This is a genomic window from Bacillus sp. FJAT-45350 (assembly GCF_002335805.1).
GTDB lineage: Bacteria > Bacillota > Bacilli > Bacillales > NISU01 > FJAT-45350.
Map to the genome: position 1 here is coordinate 1,966,951 of NZ_NISU01000001.1, position 19,828 is coordinate 1,986,778.

Sequence of the window (19,828 nt, forward strand, 5' to 3'; positions counted from 1 at the left end):
ATTCCGCTCTAGCCACTAAAATCTTTTAGCCTGCTGACGTTTTCATTATAACGATTCACATAAAGTTCAAGCCTTTTTACAACGTACTCTAGTACTGACCAACAAGTGATTAATAAAATTGCTATTGAAAGTATATCAAAATAGAGTAAGCTTCCTATGTTCATGTTTACAAACATATCTTTCATAACAAGTGAAAGAATCAAATCCCCATGTCCTGTTCCTATCAATACAGTTGCTAACCGCACTGAATTTTTTTTAATAAGAGCAATGACTAAAAGCGCTATCATCATTCCTATCATCCAGCTTTGATGAAACATAATAATAACGGGGTCATAAATCCCAAATAAATGAAAAGATACGTATAATAATGTACACATTAAGCAAACGATAAATACAAATAGTTTTTGGGTTCGTTGAAAAGTTCCTATTAATCCATAGCCAATGAATAAACAAGTTATAAAAGCAAGATGAAAGCTAAACCCTAAAAAAGTAATTGAATATTGTACAGATATTATTAAAAATAATATAGTTAGTGATAATCTTGTCCGCCTTTTTCCCTTTTCCATAATAAACGTACAGTAAAGCCAAAACATCCAAGAAAACCAGTAAAAGAAAATACCATCCATCAATTTTCACCTCCATTTTTTAAGCGTCCACTATCAATTTCCGAGTTATAAGCTTCTCCTTTCATTATTGAACATTTTTTTAGAAGCTAATCATTTTTTTACAATTATTACAACATGTATGTCGACTTAAAATGGAGGAAAACTAACAATTGAAGGAGGGATGACGAATGGGTAAGGACAGACAAGAAACGAAGCTAAGAAAAGAAGGAAAAGTTGCAAGTGACAGAGACCAAAGCTTGCATTATGGTGGCGCTACAAAATTAGAGGGGCCAGATGAAGCAAGGAAAAGACAAAAGTAAGAGATTTGCCCATACAAAAAACACCATAATAAATGGTGTTTTTTGTATAATTATGTAGTCCTTTTATTTCATTCGTTCAGACATCATTTTTGAGGCTAATCCTCTTTGTTCAAGCCAATGGTGTGTATCCCCATTTATGACAATCGGTGCTTTTTGAAGCTTAGCTATTGTTGTCGTCCCTAATGCAGTCATAATCATCTTCATATCTTCATGAATTTCTTGGATTTGTGTAGTTAGTGCTTCAATTCCTTCTTCCATCATAATCTTAAGGAAATAGCCAGCAATTCCAGTTGCTGAAGCACCTAAGGTAATCGCTTTGACAATATCAAGCGCATTTTGTAGACCGCCCGAACCTATTACTGATAATGTTGGTGCACTAAGTTTTGCCTCAACTATCGAAGAAGAAGTAGAAATACCCCAGTCATTAAAGTATTCTAGTTTTTTTTGCCTTCTTTCATTTTCAATTGCCGAGAAATTTGTTCCACCAAAACCACCTACATCAAGGATAGAAACCCCGACATCGGCTAATTGCTTAGCTGTGTCACCACTCATCCCAAATCCAACTTCCTTAACAATGACAGGAACGCCAACCTTGAGAACGATATCTTCAATACGCTTAATTGCATCAATAAAGGAACGGTCTCCCTCAGGCATCACTAATTCTTGTATTGTATTCAAATGAATTTGAATGCCATTTGCTTCAATCATATCAACAGCACGTTTTGCTTGGTCGACCGTAGCTTCGCTACCTAAGTTACCGATAACAATCCCATTTGGATGTTGCTCACGTATCACTTTATAAGATGGGATTTGTTCAGGTTCTTTAATTGCAGCCATTTGAGATCCTACAGCCACAGCTAAATTACAGCTAGCGGCTACTTTTGCTAATTGCTTATTTATCTCAACAGTTTTTTCTCCGCCCCCACCAGTCATTGCGTTGATAAAAATAGGCGAACTCAAATGAAGTTCGCCTATTTCTGTAGAGAGGTCTACTTGTTCAACGCTGCTATTCGGTAAGCTGTTATGAACAAATTGAACATCGTCAAGTCCATGAGTACGCTTTTGACCAGTAGTAATTGCGTGTTTTATGTGTTCTAGCTTCCTAGTAGCCCTGCTCTCATTCATCTAAATCACCTATTACTTATATTTTTTTAATTGGTCACCTATCATATCACCTAATGAAAAGCCTTTATGTTCTTCTTCATTTCTTTCATACTCTTGATACTGCTGTTGTTGAATTGATGCATCATCTTCTAATAATTCACGAATGCTTAGTGAAATACGTTTCTCATTCATATTTACATCTAACACTTTTACTTCAACTGTATCGCCTTCTGTAAGAACTTCACTTGGTGTTCCAATGTGACGATTAGCAATTTGAGATATATGAACAAGTCCCTCGACACCTGGTGCAACTTCAATGAAAGCTCCAAAGGAAACTAGACGTTTAACTGTACCTTCGACAACATCACCTTCTTTAAACTTCCCTTCAATAGCTTGCCAAGGTCCTGGTAACGTATCCTTAATTGAAAGGGAAACTCTTTCGTTATCTACATCAACTGAAAGGACTTTCACCTTAACTTTGTCCCCTTCATTAACAACTTCTGAAGGTGTATCAACACGTTGGTGTGATAATTGCGAAATATGTACAAGTCCATCAACACCACCAATATCAACGAAAGCTCCAAAGTCCGTTAGACGCTGAACTGTACCTTCAATGACGTCACCTTCTGAAATCGTGTGAAGTACTTTCTTTTTACTTTCTTCAACTTCAGCATCTAATACAGCACGTTGAGATAGAATTAATTTTTTATTTTCTCGATCAATTTCAACTACCTTTAAACGAAGGGTACGACCTTTGTAATCAGAAAAATCTTCAACATAATGACGCTCTACTAATGATGCTGGAATGAAACCACGAACACCTACATCCACAACTAATCCACCCTTAACAACATCAGCCACTTCTACTTCCATAACTTCTCCTGATTCAAACTTCTGTTGCAGCTCAGTCCATGCCTTTTCAGCTTGCACAGCACGCTTTGACAAGACCAGCTCATCATCTTCTGATTTAATGACCTTTAATTCTACTTCATCACCTTCAGATAATACATCACTAACCTTTTCAACGTGTAGGCTTGAAAGCTCACTAATAGGAACAATGCCATCTACTTTAAAGCCAACATCAACTAATGCTTGTTTATCTTCTACTTTTGATACCTTACCTGTAACTACTTCTCCTACTGCAAAGGACTTCATTTCAGTCAATTCTTGATTCATATCTTCCACCATTGATAATAGCCTCCTTCTACCCGAATTAACGGGAACATCTCACATGATTTATATAGTCTTCTTTCACTAAAGCGAAAGAGATTAAACAAGTTAAGAGTTTATACTCGGTGCTCTTCAATTAAGGAACGAATGCCCTCCATGATGTACTCAGTTGCTTCATCCGCTGATTTCTTTAGTTCTCTATATTCAGTAAAGTCTAATGGTTCCCCATAAACTAATTTAATTTTATTAAACTTCTTAAAAGGTCCTATGATTGCACAAGGTAATATAACAGCATTAGTGCGAAGAGCAAAAAATCCCGCACCTGTTAGGCCTTTACCAAGTTCTCCATCTTTACTTCTCGTACCTTCTGGAAATAGACCGAGCATATTATCTTCTTTTAAGATTGCTAGACCATTTCTAAGGGCTTGTTTATCGCCCATTCCTCTTTTGACAGGAAACGCTCCAACTTTAGGTAACAAACCTTTTAACACTGGGATATCAAAAAGCTCAGCTTTCGCCATAAAGTTTATCGGTCTTTCTATAAAACAACCAAGAAATGGAGGGTCTAAGTTACTTATATGGTTGCAACATAAAATAACGGGACCTTCCTTAGGAATGTTATCAGACCCTATTACTTCCGGCTTATAAAAAGAACGAAGATACGTTCTGAATATTGTTTGTCCAAATACATATGTATCCATAAATCTACTTCCTTTTTTCAGCCAACTGAAGAATTGTTTGTACTACATCTACTATCGACATTGAGGTTGAATCAATTTCAATCGCATCTTCTGCTTTCCTTAAAGGTGCAATCTCTCGATTTGAATCTTTCTCGTCTCGTAGTGCAATATCCTTCTTTAGTTGCTCTAAATCTGATTGATAACCCTTTTCTAGGTTTTCCTCATGACGCCGTCTAGCTCGTTCGTCTACAGTAGCATTTAGAAATACCTTTAGCTCTGCATCTGGTAGCACATGAGTCCCAATATCTCTTCCATCCATTACCGCACCACCAACTGAAGCTAATTGTCGTTGCTGAATTAACATAGCATCTCGAACAACTTTATGACTAGCAACAAGAGAAACATTATTTGTAACGTCAGTTAAGCGAATTTCTTCGGTAACATTAACATCATTAATGAAAACGTCCGCTGTTACTCCTTTTGTTGTAAGCTTAATAACAATTTCGTCCAGTAAAGGTTTGAAAGTAGCTTCATCTTCAAGATTAATCTGACTTTCTAACGCTTGATACGTAATCGCTCGATACATAGCGCCTGTATCTATATAGACATACTCAAGCTTCTTTGCCACTTCTTTTGCTACTGTACTTTTCCCAGCACCTGCTGGACCGTCAATCGCAATATTTATTCTTTTACTCATTTCACACCTCATTAAACCGAGAATGAGCAAATGGAATTTATCTATTTATTCACACAATATCATACCATATTCAGCTTAGATGGTCTAATTTAATCCATTTGTTCAAACCCTAAAGTTTTTATCTAAATTACGACTTTTTTCGCTTAGCCGCTACTTGCTTTTCAAAGCAAAAACGAATCACTTTTTGTCGGTCTTGCTCGCCGATTGTAACAAATTGAAGAGAAGCTCTCTCTCTTGTCTCAGGAAATTTCTTAAACACTCGTACAATTTTACATACTGTTTTAACATAGTAAGTTTCCCCTGATTGCATAGGTAGTACGAGCCAACAGTACAATTCGCCCTCATGAGGAATTTTTTTACCCGGTGGTATTACAATTGCAGCACCACCCCCACTTATGTCAAGAGTAATTGTTGTAAACGGGTCAAACTCATTAACTTTGGGGTGAATCGCAACATCTACTGAGGTATCAACCCTTACATAATTACGCCTTTGAATTCGTACATAGTTTTCTTTGCCTGGGTCCTTCAATAATAGTGTTGGCACTTGCCCTTTCTGTCTCCCTTGAATTTCTGTTTCAAAAGAGTAAACAGCTTGGTCCTTACCGACAAACCAGGCACTAAATTGGGTTCCTTCAAAAAAATAACTTATTTTTTTTGTTTCCTCACTTACTGGATAATCAATAACAAACTTGTCCTTTTGTAAATCGACAAGCCTGGATTTAAATCTCCGTGAGCTTAATTTATCTTTATTATGATCCTTTTCATTATTTACTTCTTCTTTTAGTTCAAGAAAAATAGTTGTCCCAATCTCAATCAATCGAAAAACTTCCTCCCCATTTTTATATGGTTAGTCCACTAATAATAGTTCCCAAAAAAAGTGGGAAATGGTCTCTATTGATTATTATGGCATGAATTTAGAAAAAGAAGAAGCAATAAATACGCTTCTTCTTTGAAAAAATTATGAGGTTTGATAGATTGGTTCTGCTCTGTCAAGCTTCTCTACATGTTCTTCATCACCGTTTTCTGCATTAATGAAGATACGATATGTATCATCGTTAATAACACCATAAAACTCGTAACAAAGAACTTCATCTCCAATGTCATTTATGATCACAGCGAGATGATCTTCCATAACTTCTAATTTTCCATTTAAGTAATCTCTAGCTTCTTCTTTCGTAATACTTGGTTGACTAAGGTCACGGTCATCTTTGTGGTTTAATAAATAGTCTTCACCTTCGTATCCGATAACAACACCATCGTCTAATGCCACTTCAATCACAATATGATCAGCATATATGCGAACATTATCATCTAAGTAAGCAAATTCGAACACTCCAATTGAATCATATTGCTTACTATCAACAAGTTGCATACCTTGAATGCCATTTCTCTCTAAAAATTGTTTTGCATTCTCAGAAGCTTCGTTTAAACTTATGTTTTGTTCAGCAATTTCACGATTCTGCAAGAACCATAGAACATGTCCACCACTTTCAGTAATGTCCATATAATAATGTGTTTCATGATCAGGGTCATCAATCGTTAAGCTATAAGCTTTATAAGCTAATCCATCTCCCGTTTCAGCAACGTGTACCTCTACATTTTCATCAATACCAATAAATTCTAATCCTTTTTGTCTCGCTTCATCGGCATTGATTGTTTCACCATTCAATCTTTCTGCCAGGTCCTCATCATTATAAACATCCATTTGTGAAAAGCCCGCTCCCCATTCGGTTTCGCTATAGCCCGTCACCATCTCGTTTACGTGTTCAAAACCGTTTAATACTGTATTATCAAGAGGCTCATTCATTGCTTGAACTTCTTTGTCAATATCTAACCAGCGTAAATCGTTTTGTAATAAATTTGCTTGTGCTCTCCGCAACTCATTTTGAACATCTGAAGACATGTGATACAAATGTTCTATTGTGTTATATTCCTCAGACGTTAATGGTTCCGTTTCCAAGTCCCGTACCGCTGTTTTATAACTAAATGTACCTACATCATCTAAAAACTTTTTCGCTTCGTGTAATTCCATCATCCCTATTGGTAACTGTCCGATTTCACTTTGAGCTAGTGAAGTTACCCTCCAAATATCAGCAAGCTTAGGTGAGATATGCTTTTTCGTATTCATCGCTAATACCGCACCTAAATCATCATCTAACTGATCCATATGATATACAAGTGAGTGAAAGGCACGTTGATAACTAGCCTCTACATTATTTGCCAGCACTACATTTTGCTGACTTTCAGAATATCCCCAATACCCAGTTGCAATTATTCCTAGTGCTAATACTCCAATTAAGATAGAACGAATCAATTACTTCACCTCCAACCTATTTAGCAAATACATGTTTCCCAATTGTTTTAATTTGCGGTCTTGACCAAATCCAAGGTGACCTCGCTGTAGAAGGGTTAAAGAAATACAATGCATGCCCAGTAGGATCCTGACCATTTACTGCATCTAACACTGCTCTTCTTGCTTCATCACTTGGATTGTTATAAATCGTACCATTAGCAACTGGTTCAAATGCACGTGGTTCAAAAATAACTTCAGAAATTGTATTTGGAAAATCTGAGCTATTTACCCGATTTAAAATAACAGCAGCTACCGCTACCATACCAACATATGGTTCACCCCGTGATTCAGCATGAACACACTGAGCCATAAGTTGAATGTCATTATCACTCATACCACTTGGTACATTTATTGCCTGCTCAATTGTTGGCTCGTCATCTCCTGGTGCAACAGGTGCCTCTTCAGCTGGTACTGGCTCCTCCGGTGTTGGTGCAGGCTCCTCTGGTGCAGGCGCTGCTTCTTCCGGAGTTGGCGTAGGCACTTCTGGAGTTGGTTGAGCTTCATCAGGCACTGGCGCTCCTTCTTCTGGTGCTGGTACTCCTTCTTGTGGTGCTGGTACTCCTTCTTCTGGTGCTGGTACTCCTTCTTCTGGTGCTGGCGCTCCTTCTTCTGGTGCTGGCGCTCCTTCTTCTGGTGCTGGTACTCCTTCTTGTGGTGCTGGTACTCCTTCTTCTGGTGCTGGTACTCCTTCTTCTGGTGCTGGCGCTCCTTCTTCTGGTGCTGGCGCTCCTTCTTCTGGTGCTGGTACTCCTTCTTCTGGTGCTGGTACTCCTTCTTCTGGTGCTGGCGCTCCTTCTTCTGGTGCTGCATCTCTCTTAGCTACACCCGTCCTGCTACCTTTTTCACCTTTTTGATTTTCTAGCGGTACGCCACCGTAATGAGTAAATTTTCTTCCTTCTCGTAGTGCTTGGTGAACAAATTCTTTATTAAAGTCCGTGGACCTCTCTAGCATATCTTTCATTTGTGGACCTACTAATCCATCAACATCTAATCCAAACTCTTCTTGGTATTTACGAACACTCCAATATGTGCTCCAGCCATATACTCCGTCAATTGTCCCATCGTAGAAACCGTTATACTGAAGTCTTGACTGTAATTCGACCACATCGTCGCCTGTTGCTCCTCTTTGAACAATTTGTTCAGAAAATGCTCCAACAGGTTCGCTTCCTAATACAAAAAAGAAATGACTCATACATAGCAAGATTATCATTGGATACATCCATGCTCTATGTTTGTTGCTCATGTTGCTTACCTCCTTGAGCTCTTTTTTAATGATTTTCACAGTGATTTGACCTTTTACCTATGATTGTCACTTTCGTAGTTGTATTGTTTGTAGTCATCCATTTTTTATACAAAAATACCATAAAATTATGAGTTATGATGGATGAGTTTTGAATTAGGAAAGAAAAAATCTCCGAGATGAAATAATTTTCATCTCGGAGATTTTTTTAAAGTTCTTTCAATTCATAACTCATAACCCATCATTCATAATTAACTTAGAGTACATTAAAATATCTTCCCTCAGGATGGGCAAAGACCATTGCTGTTACTGATGCTTCTGGTTCCATCATGAATTCTTCTGTTAGACGAATGCCTATTTTTCCTGGGTCAATGAGTTTAAATAGTTTCGCTTGGTCCTCTAGATTCGGACAAGCTGGATACCCATAGGAAACACGAACTCCTTGATATTTAGCTGAAAATCTGTCTTGCATCGTGAAATCAGCTGGGTCTGGGAAGCCCAATTGATCTCTCATTAATTGATGCACTCTTTCAGCAAAGCCCTCTGCCATTTCAAGAGCAATCGCTTGAATTAAGTGGCTATATAAATAGTCTCCATTTTCTTTCGCTTGTTCAGCTAGTTTCCTTACCCCTTTCCCTGCTGTTACAGCTAAGAAACCTACGTAATCCATTTCATTTGAAGTAACCGGACGCAGATAATCAGCTAAACATAAGTAAGGTGCTTGATGTTGTCTTGGGAATGTGTAACGCTCGATTTCAGTTTTTTCATCTTCTGGACTATAAATGATAACGTCATTTCCATCAGATTGAGCAGGGAAGAATTGATACAAACCATGCGCTGAAAGTCGACCACTGACTTTTGCATCGGCAATAATGCTTTCTACTTTGTCCTTTAACTGAAGAGCTTTTTCATCTCCCTCATCAAGAAGGCGACTCACTTTCCCTTGTAAACCTAGATGCTTACCTAGTAGCATTTGAAGATTAATGTATGGCTCTAAATGTGATATTTTATAATCCTTTAATACGTGAGGCTTAAAATCATTCGGTTTAAAGATAGGAGCTGTTTGAGAAACATTTGAGCGAATCCCTTCATCTACTTTAGCCTTCACCTGATTGTCAACTTGTTCTGCTGTTGCTGATTTTCTTTGCTCTTGCTCTTCTAGTAACTTAGCGCGCTCATCTTCTTTAACTAATTTATTAGCTAAATCTAAGCCGTTCATCGCATCCTTTGCATAAAGAACAAGTCCATCATATTCAGCGGAGATTTTATTATCAGTAAACTTTCTCGTTAATGCAGCACCACCTACTAAAATAGGAATGGAGATACTTTGTGCTCGTAAATCTTGAGCAGTTAATACCATCTGTTGTGCTGATTTTACTAATAGTCCAGATAAACCGATGGCACTTGGATTTTCACGTTTTACTGCTTCTATTAACTCATTAGATGTTACTTTAATCCCTAAGTTTACAATTTTAAAGCCGTTGTTTCCTAAAATAATCTCGACTAAGTTCTTTCCTATGTCATGAACGTCGCCTTTAACAGTTGCTAAGATGATCTTTCCTTTGCCGTTGTCATCCTCTTTCTTCTCCATATGAGGTTCTAGAAATGCAACAGATGCTTTCATCACTTCGGCACTTTGGAGTACTTCTGCAACAATTAACTCATTATTATTAAAGAGACGTCCTACTTCATCCATTCCAGTCATTAATGGTCCATTAATAATATCAAGTGGTTCATCATAGGAATCTAACGCTTTTTGTAAATCATCAAGTAAACCATCTTTTGTTCCCTCTACAATATAATTCGATAGCCTTTCTTCTAATGTAAGGTTTGATTGTTCAACTTTCTTCTCTACCTTTTTCCCACGATAAAAAGCGGTAAATTCTGCAAGAGTTTCATCCGTTGTCTCATATAAAAGAGTTCTTGAAAGGAGCTTCTCTTCATCAGAAATTGAAGCATAACGCTCAAGCTTTTCTGTATTTACGATAGCATAATCTAAACCAGCTTGAGTACAGTGATATAGATAAACTGCATTTAAAACTTCACGTCCTACTGGTGGTAAACCGAAAGAAACATTACTTACACCGAGTATTGTTAAACACTCTGGTAACGCTTCTTTAATTAAACGTATTCCCTCAATGGTCGCTTCTGCAGAACCTATATACTGCTCATCACCCGTTCCAACTGGAAACACAAGTGGGTCAAAAATAATATCAGTAGGTGCAATTTTATATTTATTTACAAGTAAGTCATATGAGCGTTTCGCTACCTCAAGCTTCCTTTCAGCTGTTACTGCCATCCCATCCTCATCAATTGTACCAACGACAACCGCAGCACCATATCGATGAATTAAAGGGGCTACCTTTTCAAAACGCTCTTCTCCATCCTCCAAGTTGATAGAGTTAATTATAGCTTTACCTTGTGAATATGTTAAAGCACGTTCAATGACTTCATCATCAGTTGAGTCAATCATAAGAGGTACCTTAACTTTGTTTACAACAAATTTCAGGAACTCTTCAATATCTTCTAGTTCTTCGCGGTCTGGGTCAGCTAAGCAGACGTCGATTACATGAGCTCCTCTTTTAACTTGAGCTCTTGCAATTTCAGAAGCTTCTTCATATAATCCATCCGCAATTAGATTCTTAAACTTTCTAGAGCCGATAACATTTGTTCTTTCACCAACAAATAACGGACGCATCGAATCATCATATACTAATGGCTCAATTCCTGACACAGCGTGAGGATGATTCTTTTGAGGTTGTCTCGGTTGATAGTTCTTCGTCATTTCAACTATTGCTTCAATATGCTCAGGCCTTGTACCACAACAACCACCAACAATATTTAACCAACCCTTCTCAGCAAAAGCAGTTAATTTTTGTGCAAGCGATTGTGGTGATTCATGATAGTTCCCTTCTTCATCAGGTAAACCCGCATTAGGGTAACAACTTACATATGAAGTAGCTAACTCAGATAATGAACGAAGATGATCTTGCATAAACTCAGGACCAGTCGCACAGTTTAAACCCACTACTGTCGGCTTCATATGCTCTAACGACAAATAAAACGCCTCGATATTTTGCCCAGCTAAAGTCGTACCCATTGGCTCAATTGTACCCGAGACAATTAATGGTAATTTTTTACCTGTAGAACCAAACGCACGATCAATCCCAATGTAGGCGGCTTTAACATTTCTCATATCCTGACTTGTTTCCAATAAAAGTAAGTCGACTCCACCATCCATTAGAGCTAGTACCTGTTCCTCATAGCAATCAGCAAGCTGGTCAAATGTAACACCACCTGTAACAGACAAAGACTTCGTTGTCGGACCCATTGCACCAGCAACAAAACGAGGCCATTCGCTTGTTGAATATTTATCTGCAGCAGCACGAGCAAGCTTAACTGCTTCGATGTTAATTTCTTTCGTTAAATGCTGAAGGTCATAATCCTCTAATACAATGCTCGTGGCACCAAATGTATTCGTTTCAACAATATCTGCTCCTGCAGCAAAATACGCCTCATGAATATTTGTAAGTACATGAGGAGCTGTAATGTTTAAATATTCATTACAGCCATCATAATCATCCCCACCAAAATCCTCAGCGGTAAGGTTTGATTGCTGAAGCATTGTCCCCATTGCACCGTCTAATACTAGTATTTTTTTTTGTAATTGTTTTTCAAATTCTGTTATTGTATTACTCATCCTTTAATCGGTCCTTTCTTATGTCAAAAGCATGTTCGATGGTCACTTTGTTGTAAGTACACCGACTTTTTCATGGATATACTTTGTTAATTCAACTGTCATTCCGTAACGTAAAAACGGTGTAATAAGATAAATTCCGTGGAAATGTTTTAACGCAACATCGATTAACGACTTTGATAAATCTACCCCTTCTTTTTGAGCAGCTTCTCTATTATCACCATGTGTAGCCATTCGAGCTCGAATCTCATCCGTTAACTTTATACCTGGAACTTCATTGTGTAAAAATTCTGCGTTCCTTGAACTTGTTAAAGGCATAATTCCTATATAAATTGGCTTCGTAATATGCTTTGTCGCATGATAAACATCAACAATTTGTTCTTCACTATAAATAGGCTGAGTCATAAAGTAATCCGCACCTGACTCAATCTTCTTTTCCATTCTTTTAACTGCCTTATCTAAATGACGAACATTAGGGTTAAAAGCGGCCGCAACAGAGAAATTCGTTTTCTGACCTAACGACTTCCCTGAAAAAGAAATACCTTCATTAAGCTGTTTAATTAACTGTATTAAATCAAAAGAAGTTAAATCATATACAGATGTCGCTCCTGGAAAATCACCTATTTTTGTAGGGTCACCAGTAATTGCTAACAATTGATCAATCCCTAATGTATGTAAACCCATTAAATGAGACTGAAGACCAATTAAATTTCTATCTCTGCACGTAACATGAATTAGAGGACGCGCCCCTACTTGGGTTTTTATAATTGAGCCTAATGCCATATTGTCAACACGTGGCGATGCTAATGAATTATCTGCCATTGTTACAGCATCAACACCAGCTTCTGTTAATTTTTTCGCTCCTTCTACAAATCCTTCAATTGAAAGTTGCTTAGGAGGATCTAGCTCGACAATGACGGAATGACGCTTTCTAACAATTTCATGTATTGGCTCTTCTGAATTATTCTTATATATATTGATTTTTTCTGGCTCTGAAGAAATAACGACCTTTTCTTCAATTGGTGCTTTTCCTTTTAATGCTTGAGCCATTGCTTCAATATGCTCTGGCGTTGTACCACAACAACCACCTAATAGTCGAATCCCTTGCTCACGGAACTTTAACGCACTTTCTCCAAAGTAGCTAGGGTTAGACTGATAGAAAAAGCGTCCATCACGGTAATCTGGCAAACTTGCATTTGGATAAGCAGACAAGAATGCATTATCTAGTAATGGTACCTCTTCGAAGGATCGAGTCATATGGTAAGGTCCCATACGACAATTTAAACCAACTACATTTGCACCGACATTCGCCAATTGAGTTAGTGCACTTGAAATCTTCATTCCATTGTGTAGTACGCCAATATCCCCTAAAGATACTTGAGCTATTATTGGAATATCTGTCATTGTTCTAGCTATTTTTACAGATTCAAAAATTTCTTCAAAGTCGTAATAAGTTTCAAGAAGTATTCCATCTGGTGTTTCTTCTAATAAACTATCAAGCTGGTTTACAAAACTACTTTTAATCTCCTCTAAAGCCCATGCCTTCTTCTGAATTCCTCTAATTCCACCAATAGTACCTAGAACGTAGCTTTGATTTTTGGCTGCTTTTTTTGCAATGTTAACTGCTGCACGATTAAGTAATTTAACCTTATTATCGAGTCCATATTTTTCTAATTTAATTGAGTTTGCCGCATACGTATTTGTTTGAATAACATCAGCACCAGCGTCAATGTAGGCACGGTGAACATCAAATATCTTCTCTTCTTGAGTAATGTTTAATTCTTCATAACAATTATCGACACCTTGAGCATACAGAAGCGTACCCATGGCTCCATCACCAATTAAGATTTTTGATTGTAAGTCTTTTAATAGGTTCATATGTTTCGCTTCCCTTCGCTCTGTTCAAAAACTAGTAGCAATTGCCTTTGATTGTCCAAGAACAATCTTTTTTCTTTTTTATACTTTCTGACTAATTTTCTCGAAAGCTTGTTTAAAGTCTTTAATAATATCTTCTGTTTTTTCTAAACCTACAGATAAGCGTAGCAACCCTTCAGAAATCCCTCGCTTCTCACGTTCTTCTTTAGGCATTGCAGCATGGCTCATTGTTGGTGGATATGACAAAATTGATTCAACAGCACCGAGACTAACAGCAAATACAGGTAGCTCCACTTGCTCTACAAATCTCTTAACCGCATCTCTATCACGCAATGCAAATGAGAGAACAGCCCCAAAACCATCCGCTTGTTCCTTTTGTAATTGATGACCTGCGTGCTTTTGTAAACCTGGATAGTAAACAGTTTCTACCTCTGGCACTGTTTCCAACCATTCTGCAATCTCAAGTGCTGCTTTGGATGAGTGCTCCATTCGAACATGCAGAGTCTTTAAGCCACGTAATACTAACCAGCAATCTTGAACTCCAAGTACACAACCAAATGAGTTTTGTAGGAATGCTATCTGTTTTCCTAGCTCTTCATCTTTTACAACTGCTAAGCCTGCGATAACATCACTATGACCACCGATGAATTTCGTTGCACTATGTAATACTACATCTACACCAAATTCAATTGGTCTTTGTAATGCAGGAGTTAAAAACGTATTATCAAGGAATGTTAAGCAGTTATACTCCTTAGCAATCTGCACCAGTCCTTTAATATCCGTCACTTTTAACGTTGGGTTTGAAGGAGTTTCAATATATAGTAATTTTGTGTTTTCTTGAATATTGGTTCTTACTTCATCAAGGTTCGTCATATCAACGAACGTAACTTCTATCCCTAGTCGAGGTAATACTTCTGTGACAAAACGAAATGTCCCGCCGTATACATCACTTGTAATTACTACATGGTCTCCCTTCGATAAAAGCATAAAAGCAGTTGAAATTGCTGCCATACCTGATGCGAATGCAAAACCACGAGTGCCTCCCTCTAACTGAGCTATTGTCTCTTCTAACACTTCTCTTGTCGGGTTACCCGAACGTCCATAGTCATATTGTCCAAATGTATCAAAATCAAATTGATGAAATGTTGATGCATGTTGGATCGGGACACTTACTGCGCCGTTATGTTTATCAACCTTATGGTTATTATGCAATAATTGTGTTTGAAAGCTATATTCATTACTCATATTTATTAAACTCCCCTTATTTGATATTCTCTTCAACGTATGCAAATGCTTGTGCTAAATCTGCTATTAAATCCTCGACAAATTCAATTCCTACTGAAAAACGTAATAATCGATTACAAACACCATTCGCTAAACGAACTTCCTCTGGTACATCTGCATGTGTTTGAGTTGTAGGATATGTCATTAAACTCTCTACTCCGCCAAGACTTTCTGCAAATGAGATAAGCTTTAATTGTTGAAGGAAAGGATTGACCCAGTCCTCTTTCTTAATACGGAATGACATCATGCCCCCTCTGCCCGGGTACAAAACATCAACGACACTTTCATGCTGTTGTAAATATTCTACAATCGCCTTGGCATTTCTTTCATGCTGTTCCATTCGTAATGCAAGAGTTTTCATTCCTCTAATTAATAGCCAAGAATCAAATGCACCCAATGTACCACCCATGCCATTAAAGAACATAAACAATCGCTCACAAAGCTCTTCTCCTTTAGCGACGATTAAGCCTGCTATTACATCGTTATGCCCACCTAAATATTTAGAAGCACTATGAATCACAATATCTGCTCCTTCTACTAATGGCTGTTGTAATAGGGGTGTGTAAAATGTGTTATCAACGATAAATAATAGATTATACTTTTTTGCTATTTTTGCTAAAGCTGAAATGTCCGCTTCCTGCATTAGTGGATTAGTAGGTGTTTCGATAAAAAGAGCTTTCGTTCTCTCATTAATCTTACTTTCAAATGTAGCCAAATCCCGTGGGTCACTATAGCAAAACGTTAAGCCCCAGTTATTCCAGCCTTGCTCGAATAATCGATAAGTGCCTCCATAAAGGTCTTGCGAGGCAAGAATTTCATCTCCTTGTTTAAACAATGAAAGGACCGTTTGCACCGCTGCCATTCCTGAGCTACAGGCGTACCCTCTATCTCCATGCTCTAATTTCGCTATAGCATTTTCTAATACTTCCCTTGTCGGGTTTCCTGTTCTAGCATAATCATATCCAGTTGACTCACCAATTCCTGTATGACGATAAGCTGTTGAAAAATAGACAGGTGTGTTAATTGCTCCTGTACGCTCATCTAGTCTGTTTCCGATTTGCACCAATGTTGTCTCTAATTCTTTTCTGTTCATGTTCAATCTTCCTCCTATCCAATTATGCCACTCTATCTCTTTACAATAAACTCATAATACTCAGAATCTTAAATAAATATTTGTATACAAAAAGGAAAATTAAACACACAATGCGCCTTTTCTTTTAAAAAGGAGTAATTTTTCATTCCTGATTATAGAACAAAATTTGCATAGCTGAATTTGTTAAAAATATGCTTTCACTTATCCACATTGAAATATTTTAAAGTTCCTAAGCAACAAAAAACCCTTCCTCTTAAAATAAGAAGAAGGGTTTGTCATATAACTGGCTTCTTCTTATCTTTCAAGCTGGCTTTAAAAACGCTTGCTGGATTTAGCACCTGACCAGTTTCGGCTGGTTGCTGAGACTTCACAGGGCCATGTCCCTCCATCTCTCTTGATAAGAATGTTCTAACTATTTAATTGGTTGATATAAAATTACACTAAAAAACTGTTTAATGCAATAGTAAATCGATAATTTTTCTCACTTTAACGCAGAAATGTTTTATAAGAGTCAAATGTAGCTTGTAAAACATTTACACAGTTTAGGTGTTAAAGAAAAATAACCCTCACTTATTCAGGTGTTGCATCCACTTCTAAATTGTTTTCGTTTCCACAAATACAACGTTTGAAGCCAGTTTCATATCCACCCTCACTGTTCGGCTTCCCTCGTAAAATATACTTTTCACCACACTCTGGGCATCGAATAACAACACGATATCTATCGGCTCCCATTACAAATCCCTCCTTACAAAACTTGACGCTCGTTTGCTTGTTTTACTTTTGATAGAGCCAGCCACCATAAAGCTATCATCAACGGTATCATCGTATAGATAAAGATGTCTGCTGATATGATTAGTATGTAATCATATCCACCATGAATTAATATAGGGATTACGAGGGATAAAATAAGCCATTTATTTTTATCCAACTCAAACCTCGCCCTTCCTAAATAATAACCCATCATTACTCCAAAAATTGCATGACTAGCAACTGGCAGCAACGCTCTACCTAAAGCTGTCTCAATTCCATACGCAAATAAATAAAATAAATTTTCTGCTGTTGCAAAACCTAGCGATAGTGATACACCGAATACAATCCCGTCATAAGGCTTGGTAAAGTTCCCATGTTTATAAGAAACAAAAAACAAAAGAAACCATTTAAAAAATTCCTCAATCAAGCCGCTTAAAATAAAAGCTTTATAAATAGGAGCAAGGAAAAAGCCTTCTTCAATAAAAGCATATTGTAGAACCATAACAGGAAACACTAATAGTATTCCCATAATAAAGCTTTTTGTAACTTGACCTATTGTTTGTAAGCCGTAACCATTCCTCAAATAGAAATAACTAAGAAGTGCTAAACCTGGTGCGGCTGCGGCTGTAATTAAAGACAGCACGTAAATTCCATTCCCCTCTATTATTTTCAATTGTAACATGTCATATTTCTTAATAAAAGTTTATACAATAGAGCCGTATTACAGGTAGAAACCCGACATGGTGGTTACCCTTGTAAGATAATATTTGCTAAGTTTATTATTTTAAAGTAACGTAATTATATGGTAATAATGGAACATGGTCAACAAAAGAAGCTATATAACAAGAGGTGAAAATAAATGAAAAAAATACTGATTATACACACTGGTGGTACGATTGCAATGAAGGAGGACGAAACTGGTTCTGTCAAACCCAACACAGAAAACCCCCTCTTTTCTACTATTGATTCTATCTCAGATAAAGCATCTATCATTGTCGATGACTTTCTTAATATTCCTTCTCCTCATATGACACCTACTCATATGGTCGATTTAGCAAATCGAATAAAAGAAAAAATAGCAAGAGAAGCGATTGACGGTATAGTTGTAACTCACGGTACAGATACGTTAGAAGAAACTGCCTATCTGCTTGATTTACTTGTTCATACGTCCATACCAATCGTCATTACAGGTGCGATGCGCTCGAGTAATGAGCTCGGCTCTGACGGACCACATAATTTAATTTCTTCTATTCAAACAGCTAGTAATTCAGAAGCTCATGGTAAAGGTGTACTCGTAGTTTTTAATGATGAAATTCATACGGCAAAGAATGTAACAAAAACTCACTCTAGTAACATTTCAACTTTCCAAAGTCCTCAATATGGACCAATTGGGATAGTCACAAGAAGAGGAGTCTTCTTTCACCACACCCCATTGAAGCGAGAATGCTTTCAAGTAGATAAACTGACAAAGAAAGTCGCACTATTGAAGACATATGCTGGTATGACAGGTGATATCATAAAGGCAATTGCAGACACAAAGATAGATGGACTGATTATTGAGGCTTTCGGTCAAGGGAATGTCCCACCTTCGATAACAACAGAATTAAAAGAACTTGTAGAAAAAGAGATCCCTATCGTACTTGTTTCTCGCTCCTATAGCGGAATTGTACAAGACACGTATGGATATGAAGGAGGGGGTAGAAAACTGAAAGAAATGGGCGTAATTTTCACAAACGGCCTAAATGGTCAAAAAGCAAGGTTGAAGCTTATGACAGCACTAGAGACAACGACTAACCTGGAGGAATTACAGGAGATTTTTTTACGCTAAAATAACTTTGACATAGTTTTCAAGAAGCATAGTATATGGAACTTCTTAAACATTCTTAAGAGCACACTATTCCAAACGAATAGTGTGCTCTATTTACACTCGTTCTTTAATTGCCTTTGCGATCGACTCTCCATGAAACCGTCCATTTTCTATGAAAATTTCATTTGCATTATTACCAGCTGCGATAACACCAGCAATAAAAATATTTTCTACATTAGTTTCCATCGATCCTATATTAAAAACAGGTCGGCCTGTTTCCTCTTCTATATCAACACCAATTGACTTCAAAAATTGATGGTCAGGATGGTATCCAGTCATAGCAAAGACAAAATCAGCCGGGGCTACGCGCTCTTCCCCAGCAACTGTATAAATAACTTCGTTTTCCTTTATTTCTATCACATTTGCTTCAAAATCCATTTTAATAAATTCGTTATTTAATAACGATTCAAACTCTGGTAGTATCCATGGTTTAAGACTTTGTGAAAATTCACTTCCTCGGTAAAGAACGGTTACTCTCGCTCCCGCTTTCTCTAATTCAAGCGTAGCATCAACAGCTGAATTTTTCCCACCTATAACTACAATATCCCTATCAAAGTATGGATGAGCTTCCTTAAAATAATGAAAAACATGTGGTTGGTCCTCACCAGGGACTCCCATCACGTTCGGATGGTCATAATAACCTGTTGCAATAACTATGTAGGTCGCACGGTAACTATCTTTTGAAGTTCTAATAACAAAAGAAGTATTACTTTCTTTTGTTATTTTCTCTACCTTTTCAAATGGATGAACTCGAATGTTCTTTCTCCTTACAACATCACGATAGTAAACTAGCGCTTGGTTTCTTTTTGGCTTTCGTTCCTCCGTTACAAAAGGAACTCCTCCAATTTCTAATTTTTCACTTGTACTAAAAAACGTTTGATGTGTTGGGTAACGATAAATTGAACTTACTACATTATCTTTTTCTATCACTAAAGGGTCGTACCCTTGTTCCATCAATGATAGTGCAGCTGCTAAGCCACAAGGTCCTCCACCTACAACAATCACTTTTTCTTCTTTCATACAATACACTCCTTGATAAACTCTCTCCCCAAATTTTACAGTTCTTTCACCAAATTTGCCAGGAAATACGTAT

Annotated in this window: 17 protein-coding genes and 1 riboswitch; of the genes, 2 read left to right on the forward strand and 15 right to left on the reverse strand. The window is 37.4% G+C overall.

Going from position 1 to position 19,828, the window contains the following annotated elements; all coding sequences use genetic code 11:
• Nucleotides 1-8: 8 nt before the first annotated feature.
• Nucleotides 9-626 (reverse strand): YphA family membrane protein, encoded by a 618-nt coding sequence (locus CD003_RS09870; protein ID WP_096200954.1) that lies wholly within the window; start codon nucleotides 624-626, stop codon nucleotides 9-11.
• Nucleotides 627-793: 167 nt separating this feature from the next.
• Here CD003_RS09870 and CD003_RS09875 point away from each other — a divergent pair, with 167 nt between their 5' ends.
• Complete coding sequence (locus tag CD003_RS09875; protein ID WP_096200955.1) at nucleotides 794-925, forward strand: YpzI family protein; 132 nt, start codon at nucleotides 794-796, stop codon at nucleotides 923-925.
• 63 nt (nucleotides 926-988) lie between these two features.
• On the opposite strand, the gene fni is transcribed toward CD003_RS09875, so the two are convergent.
• The 13 genes from fni to prsW all read right to left on the reverse strand — a co-directional run bounded on the left by fni (nucleotide 989) and on the right by prsW (nucleotide 17,511).
• Nucleotides 989-2,050: a type 2 isopentenyl-diphosphate Delta-isomerase gene (gene fni / locus CD003_RS09880; protein ID WP_096200956.1), complete on the reverse strand. Its 1,062-nt coding sequence runs from the start codon at nucleotides 2,048-2,050 to the stop codon at nucleotides 989-991.
• 12 nt (nucleotides 2,051-2,062) lie between these two features.
• A complete protein-coding gene (gene rpsA / locus CD003_RS09885) occupies nucleotides 2,063-3,217 on the reverse strand; it encodes a 30S ribosomal protein S1 (RefSeq protein WP_179295506.1) in 1,155 nt (384 codons plus the stop codon).
• Nucleotides 3,218-3,315: 98 nt separating this feature from the next.
• Nucleotides 3,316-3,900: a lysophospholipid acyltransferase family protein gene (locus tag CD003_RS09890; RefSeq protein ID WP_096200957.1), complete on the reverse strand. Its 585-nt coding sequence runs from the start codon at nucleotides 3,898-3,900 to the stop codon at nucleotides 3,316-3,318.
• A 4-nt stretch (nucleotides 3,901-3,904) separates the two neighbouring features.
• Nucleotides 3,905-4,576, reverse strand: coding sequence for a (d)CMP kinase (cmk, locus tag CD003_RS09895; protein ID WP_096200958.1), 672 nt, complete (start codon nucleotides 4,574-4,576; stop codon nucleotides 3,905-3,907).
• A gap of 127 nt (nucleotides 4,577-4,703) precedes the next feature.
• Nucleotides 4,704-5,393, reverse strand: coding sequence for a flagellar brake protein (locus tag CD003_RS09900; protein WP_096200959.1), 690 nt, complete (start codon nucleotides 5,391-5,393; stop codon nucleotides 4,704-4,706).
• A gap of 141 nt (nucleotides 5,394-5,534) precedes the next feature.
• Nucleotides 5,535-6,890, reverse strand: a complete 1,356-nt coding sequence (ypeB, locus tag CD003_RS09905) for a germination protein YpeB (protein ID WP_096200960.1) — start codon at nucleotides 6,888-6,890, stop codon at nucleotides 5,535-5,537.
• 16 nt (nucleotides 6,891-6,906) lie between these two features.
• Nucleotides 6,907-8,172 (reverse strand): cell wall hydrolase, encoded by a 1,266-nt coding sequence (locus CD003_RS09910; protein WP_257008292.1) that lies wholly within the window; start codon nucleotides 8,170-8,172, stop codon nucleotides 6,907-6,909.
• A gap of 253 nt (nucleotides 8,173-8,425) precedes the next feature.
• Nucleotides 8,426-11,869, reverse strand: a complete 3,444-nt coding sequence (metH, locus tag CD003_RS09915; RefSeq protein WP_096200961.1) for a methionine synthase — start codon at nucleotides 11,867-11,869, stop codon at nucleotides 8,426-8,428.
• A 42-nt stretch (nucleotides 11,870-11,911) separates the two neighbouring features.
• Nucleotides 11,912-13,744, reverse strand: coding sequence for a bifunctional homocysteine S-methyltransferase/methylenetetrahydrofolate reductase (locus CD003_RS09920; protein WP_096200962.1), 1,833 nt, complete (start codon nucleotides 13,742-13,744; stop codon nucleotides 11,912-11,914).
• A 78-nt stretch (nucleotides 13,745-13,822) separates the two neighbouring features.
• Complete coding sequence (metC, locus tag CD003_RS09925; RefSeq protein WP_096200963.1) at nucleotides 13,823-14,986, reverse strand: cystathionine beta-lyase; 1,164 nt, start codon at nucleotides 14,984-14,986, stop codon at nucleotides 13,823-13,825.
• A 16-nt stretch (nucleotides 14,987-15,002) separates the two neighbouring features.
• Nucleotides 15,003-16,118 carry a methionine biosynthesis PLP-dependent protein gene (locus tag CD003_RS09930; RefSeq protein ID WP_096200964.1) on the reverse strand — a complete coding sequence of 372 codons (1,116 nt, stop codon included), beginning with the start codon at nucleotides 16,116-16,118 and terminating at the stop codon, nucleotides 15,003-15,005.
• A 291-nt stretch (nucleotides 16,119-16,409) separates the two neighbouring features.
• Nucleotides 16,410-16,522, reverse strand: a riboswitch (SAM riboswitch).
• A gap of 166 nt (nucleotides 16,523-16,688) precedes the next feature.
• A complete protein-coding gene (locus CD003_RS21855) occupies nucleotides 16,689-16,850 on the reverse strand; it encodes a hypothetical protein (RefSeq protein WP_179295507.1) in 162 nt (53 codons plus the stop codon).
• Between the two features lie 13 nt (nucleotides 16,851-16,863).
• A complete protein-coding gene (gene prsW, locus CD003_RS09935; protein ID WP_096200965.1) occupies nucleotides 16,864-17,511 on the reverse strand; it encodes a glutamic-type intramembrane protease PrsW in 648 nt (215 codons plus the stop codon).
• Nucleotides 17,512-17,727: 216 nt separating this feature from the next.
• Here prsW and CD003_RS09940 point away from each other — a divergent pair, with 216 nt between their 5' ends.
• On the forward strand, nucleotides 17,728-18,696 hold the full coding sequence (locus CD003_RS09940) for an asparaginase (protein WP_096200966.1): 969 nt from the start codon (nucleotides 17,728-17,730) through the stop codon (nucleotides 18,694-18,696).
• Nucleotides 18,697-18,789: 93 nt separating this feature from the next.
• Here the strand turns inward: CD003_RS09940 and CD003_RS09945 are convergent, their stop codons facing one another.
• A complete protein-coding gene (locus CD003_RS09945; protein WP_096200967.1) occupies nucleotides 18,790-19,755 on the reverse strand; it encodes a YpdA family putative bacillithiol disulfide reductase in 966 nt (321 codons plus the stop codon).
• Between the last annotated feature and the right edge of the window lie 73 nt (nucleotides 19,756-19,828).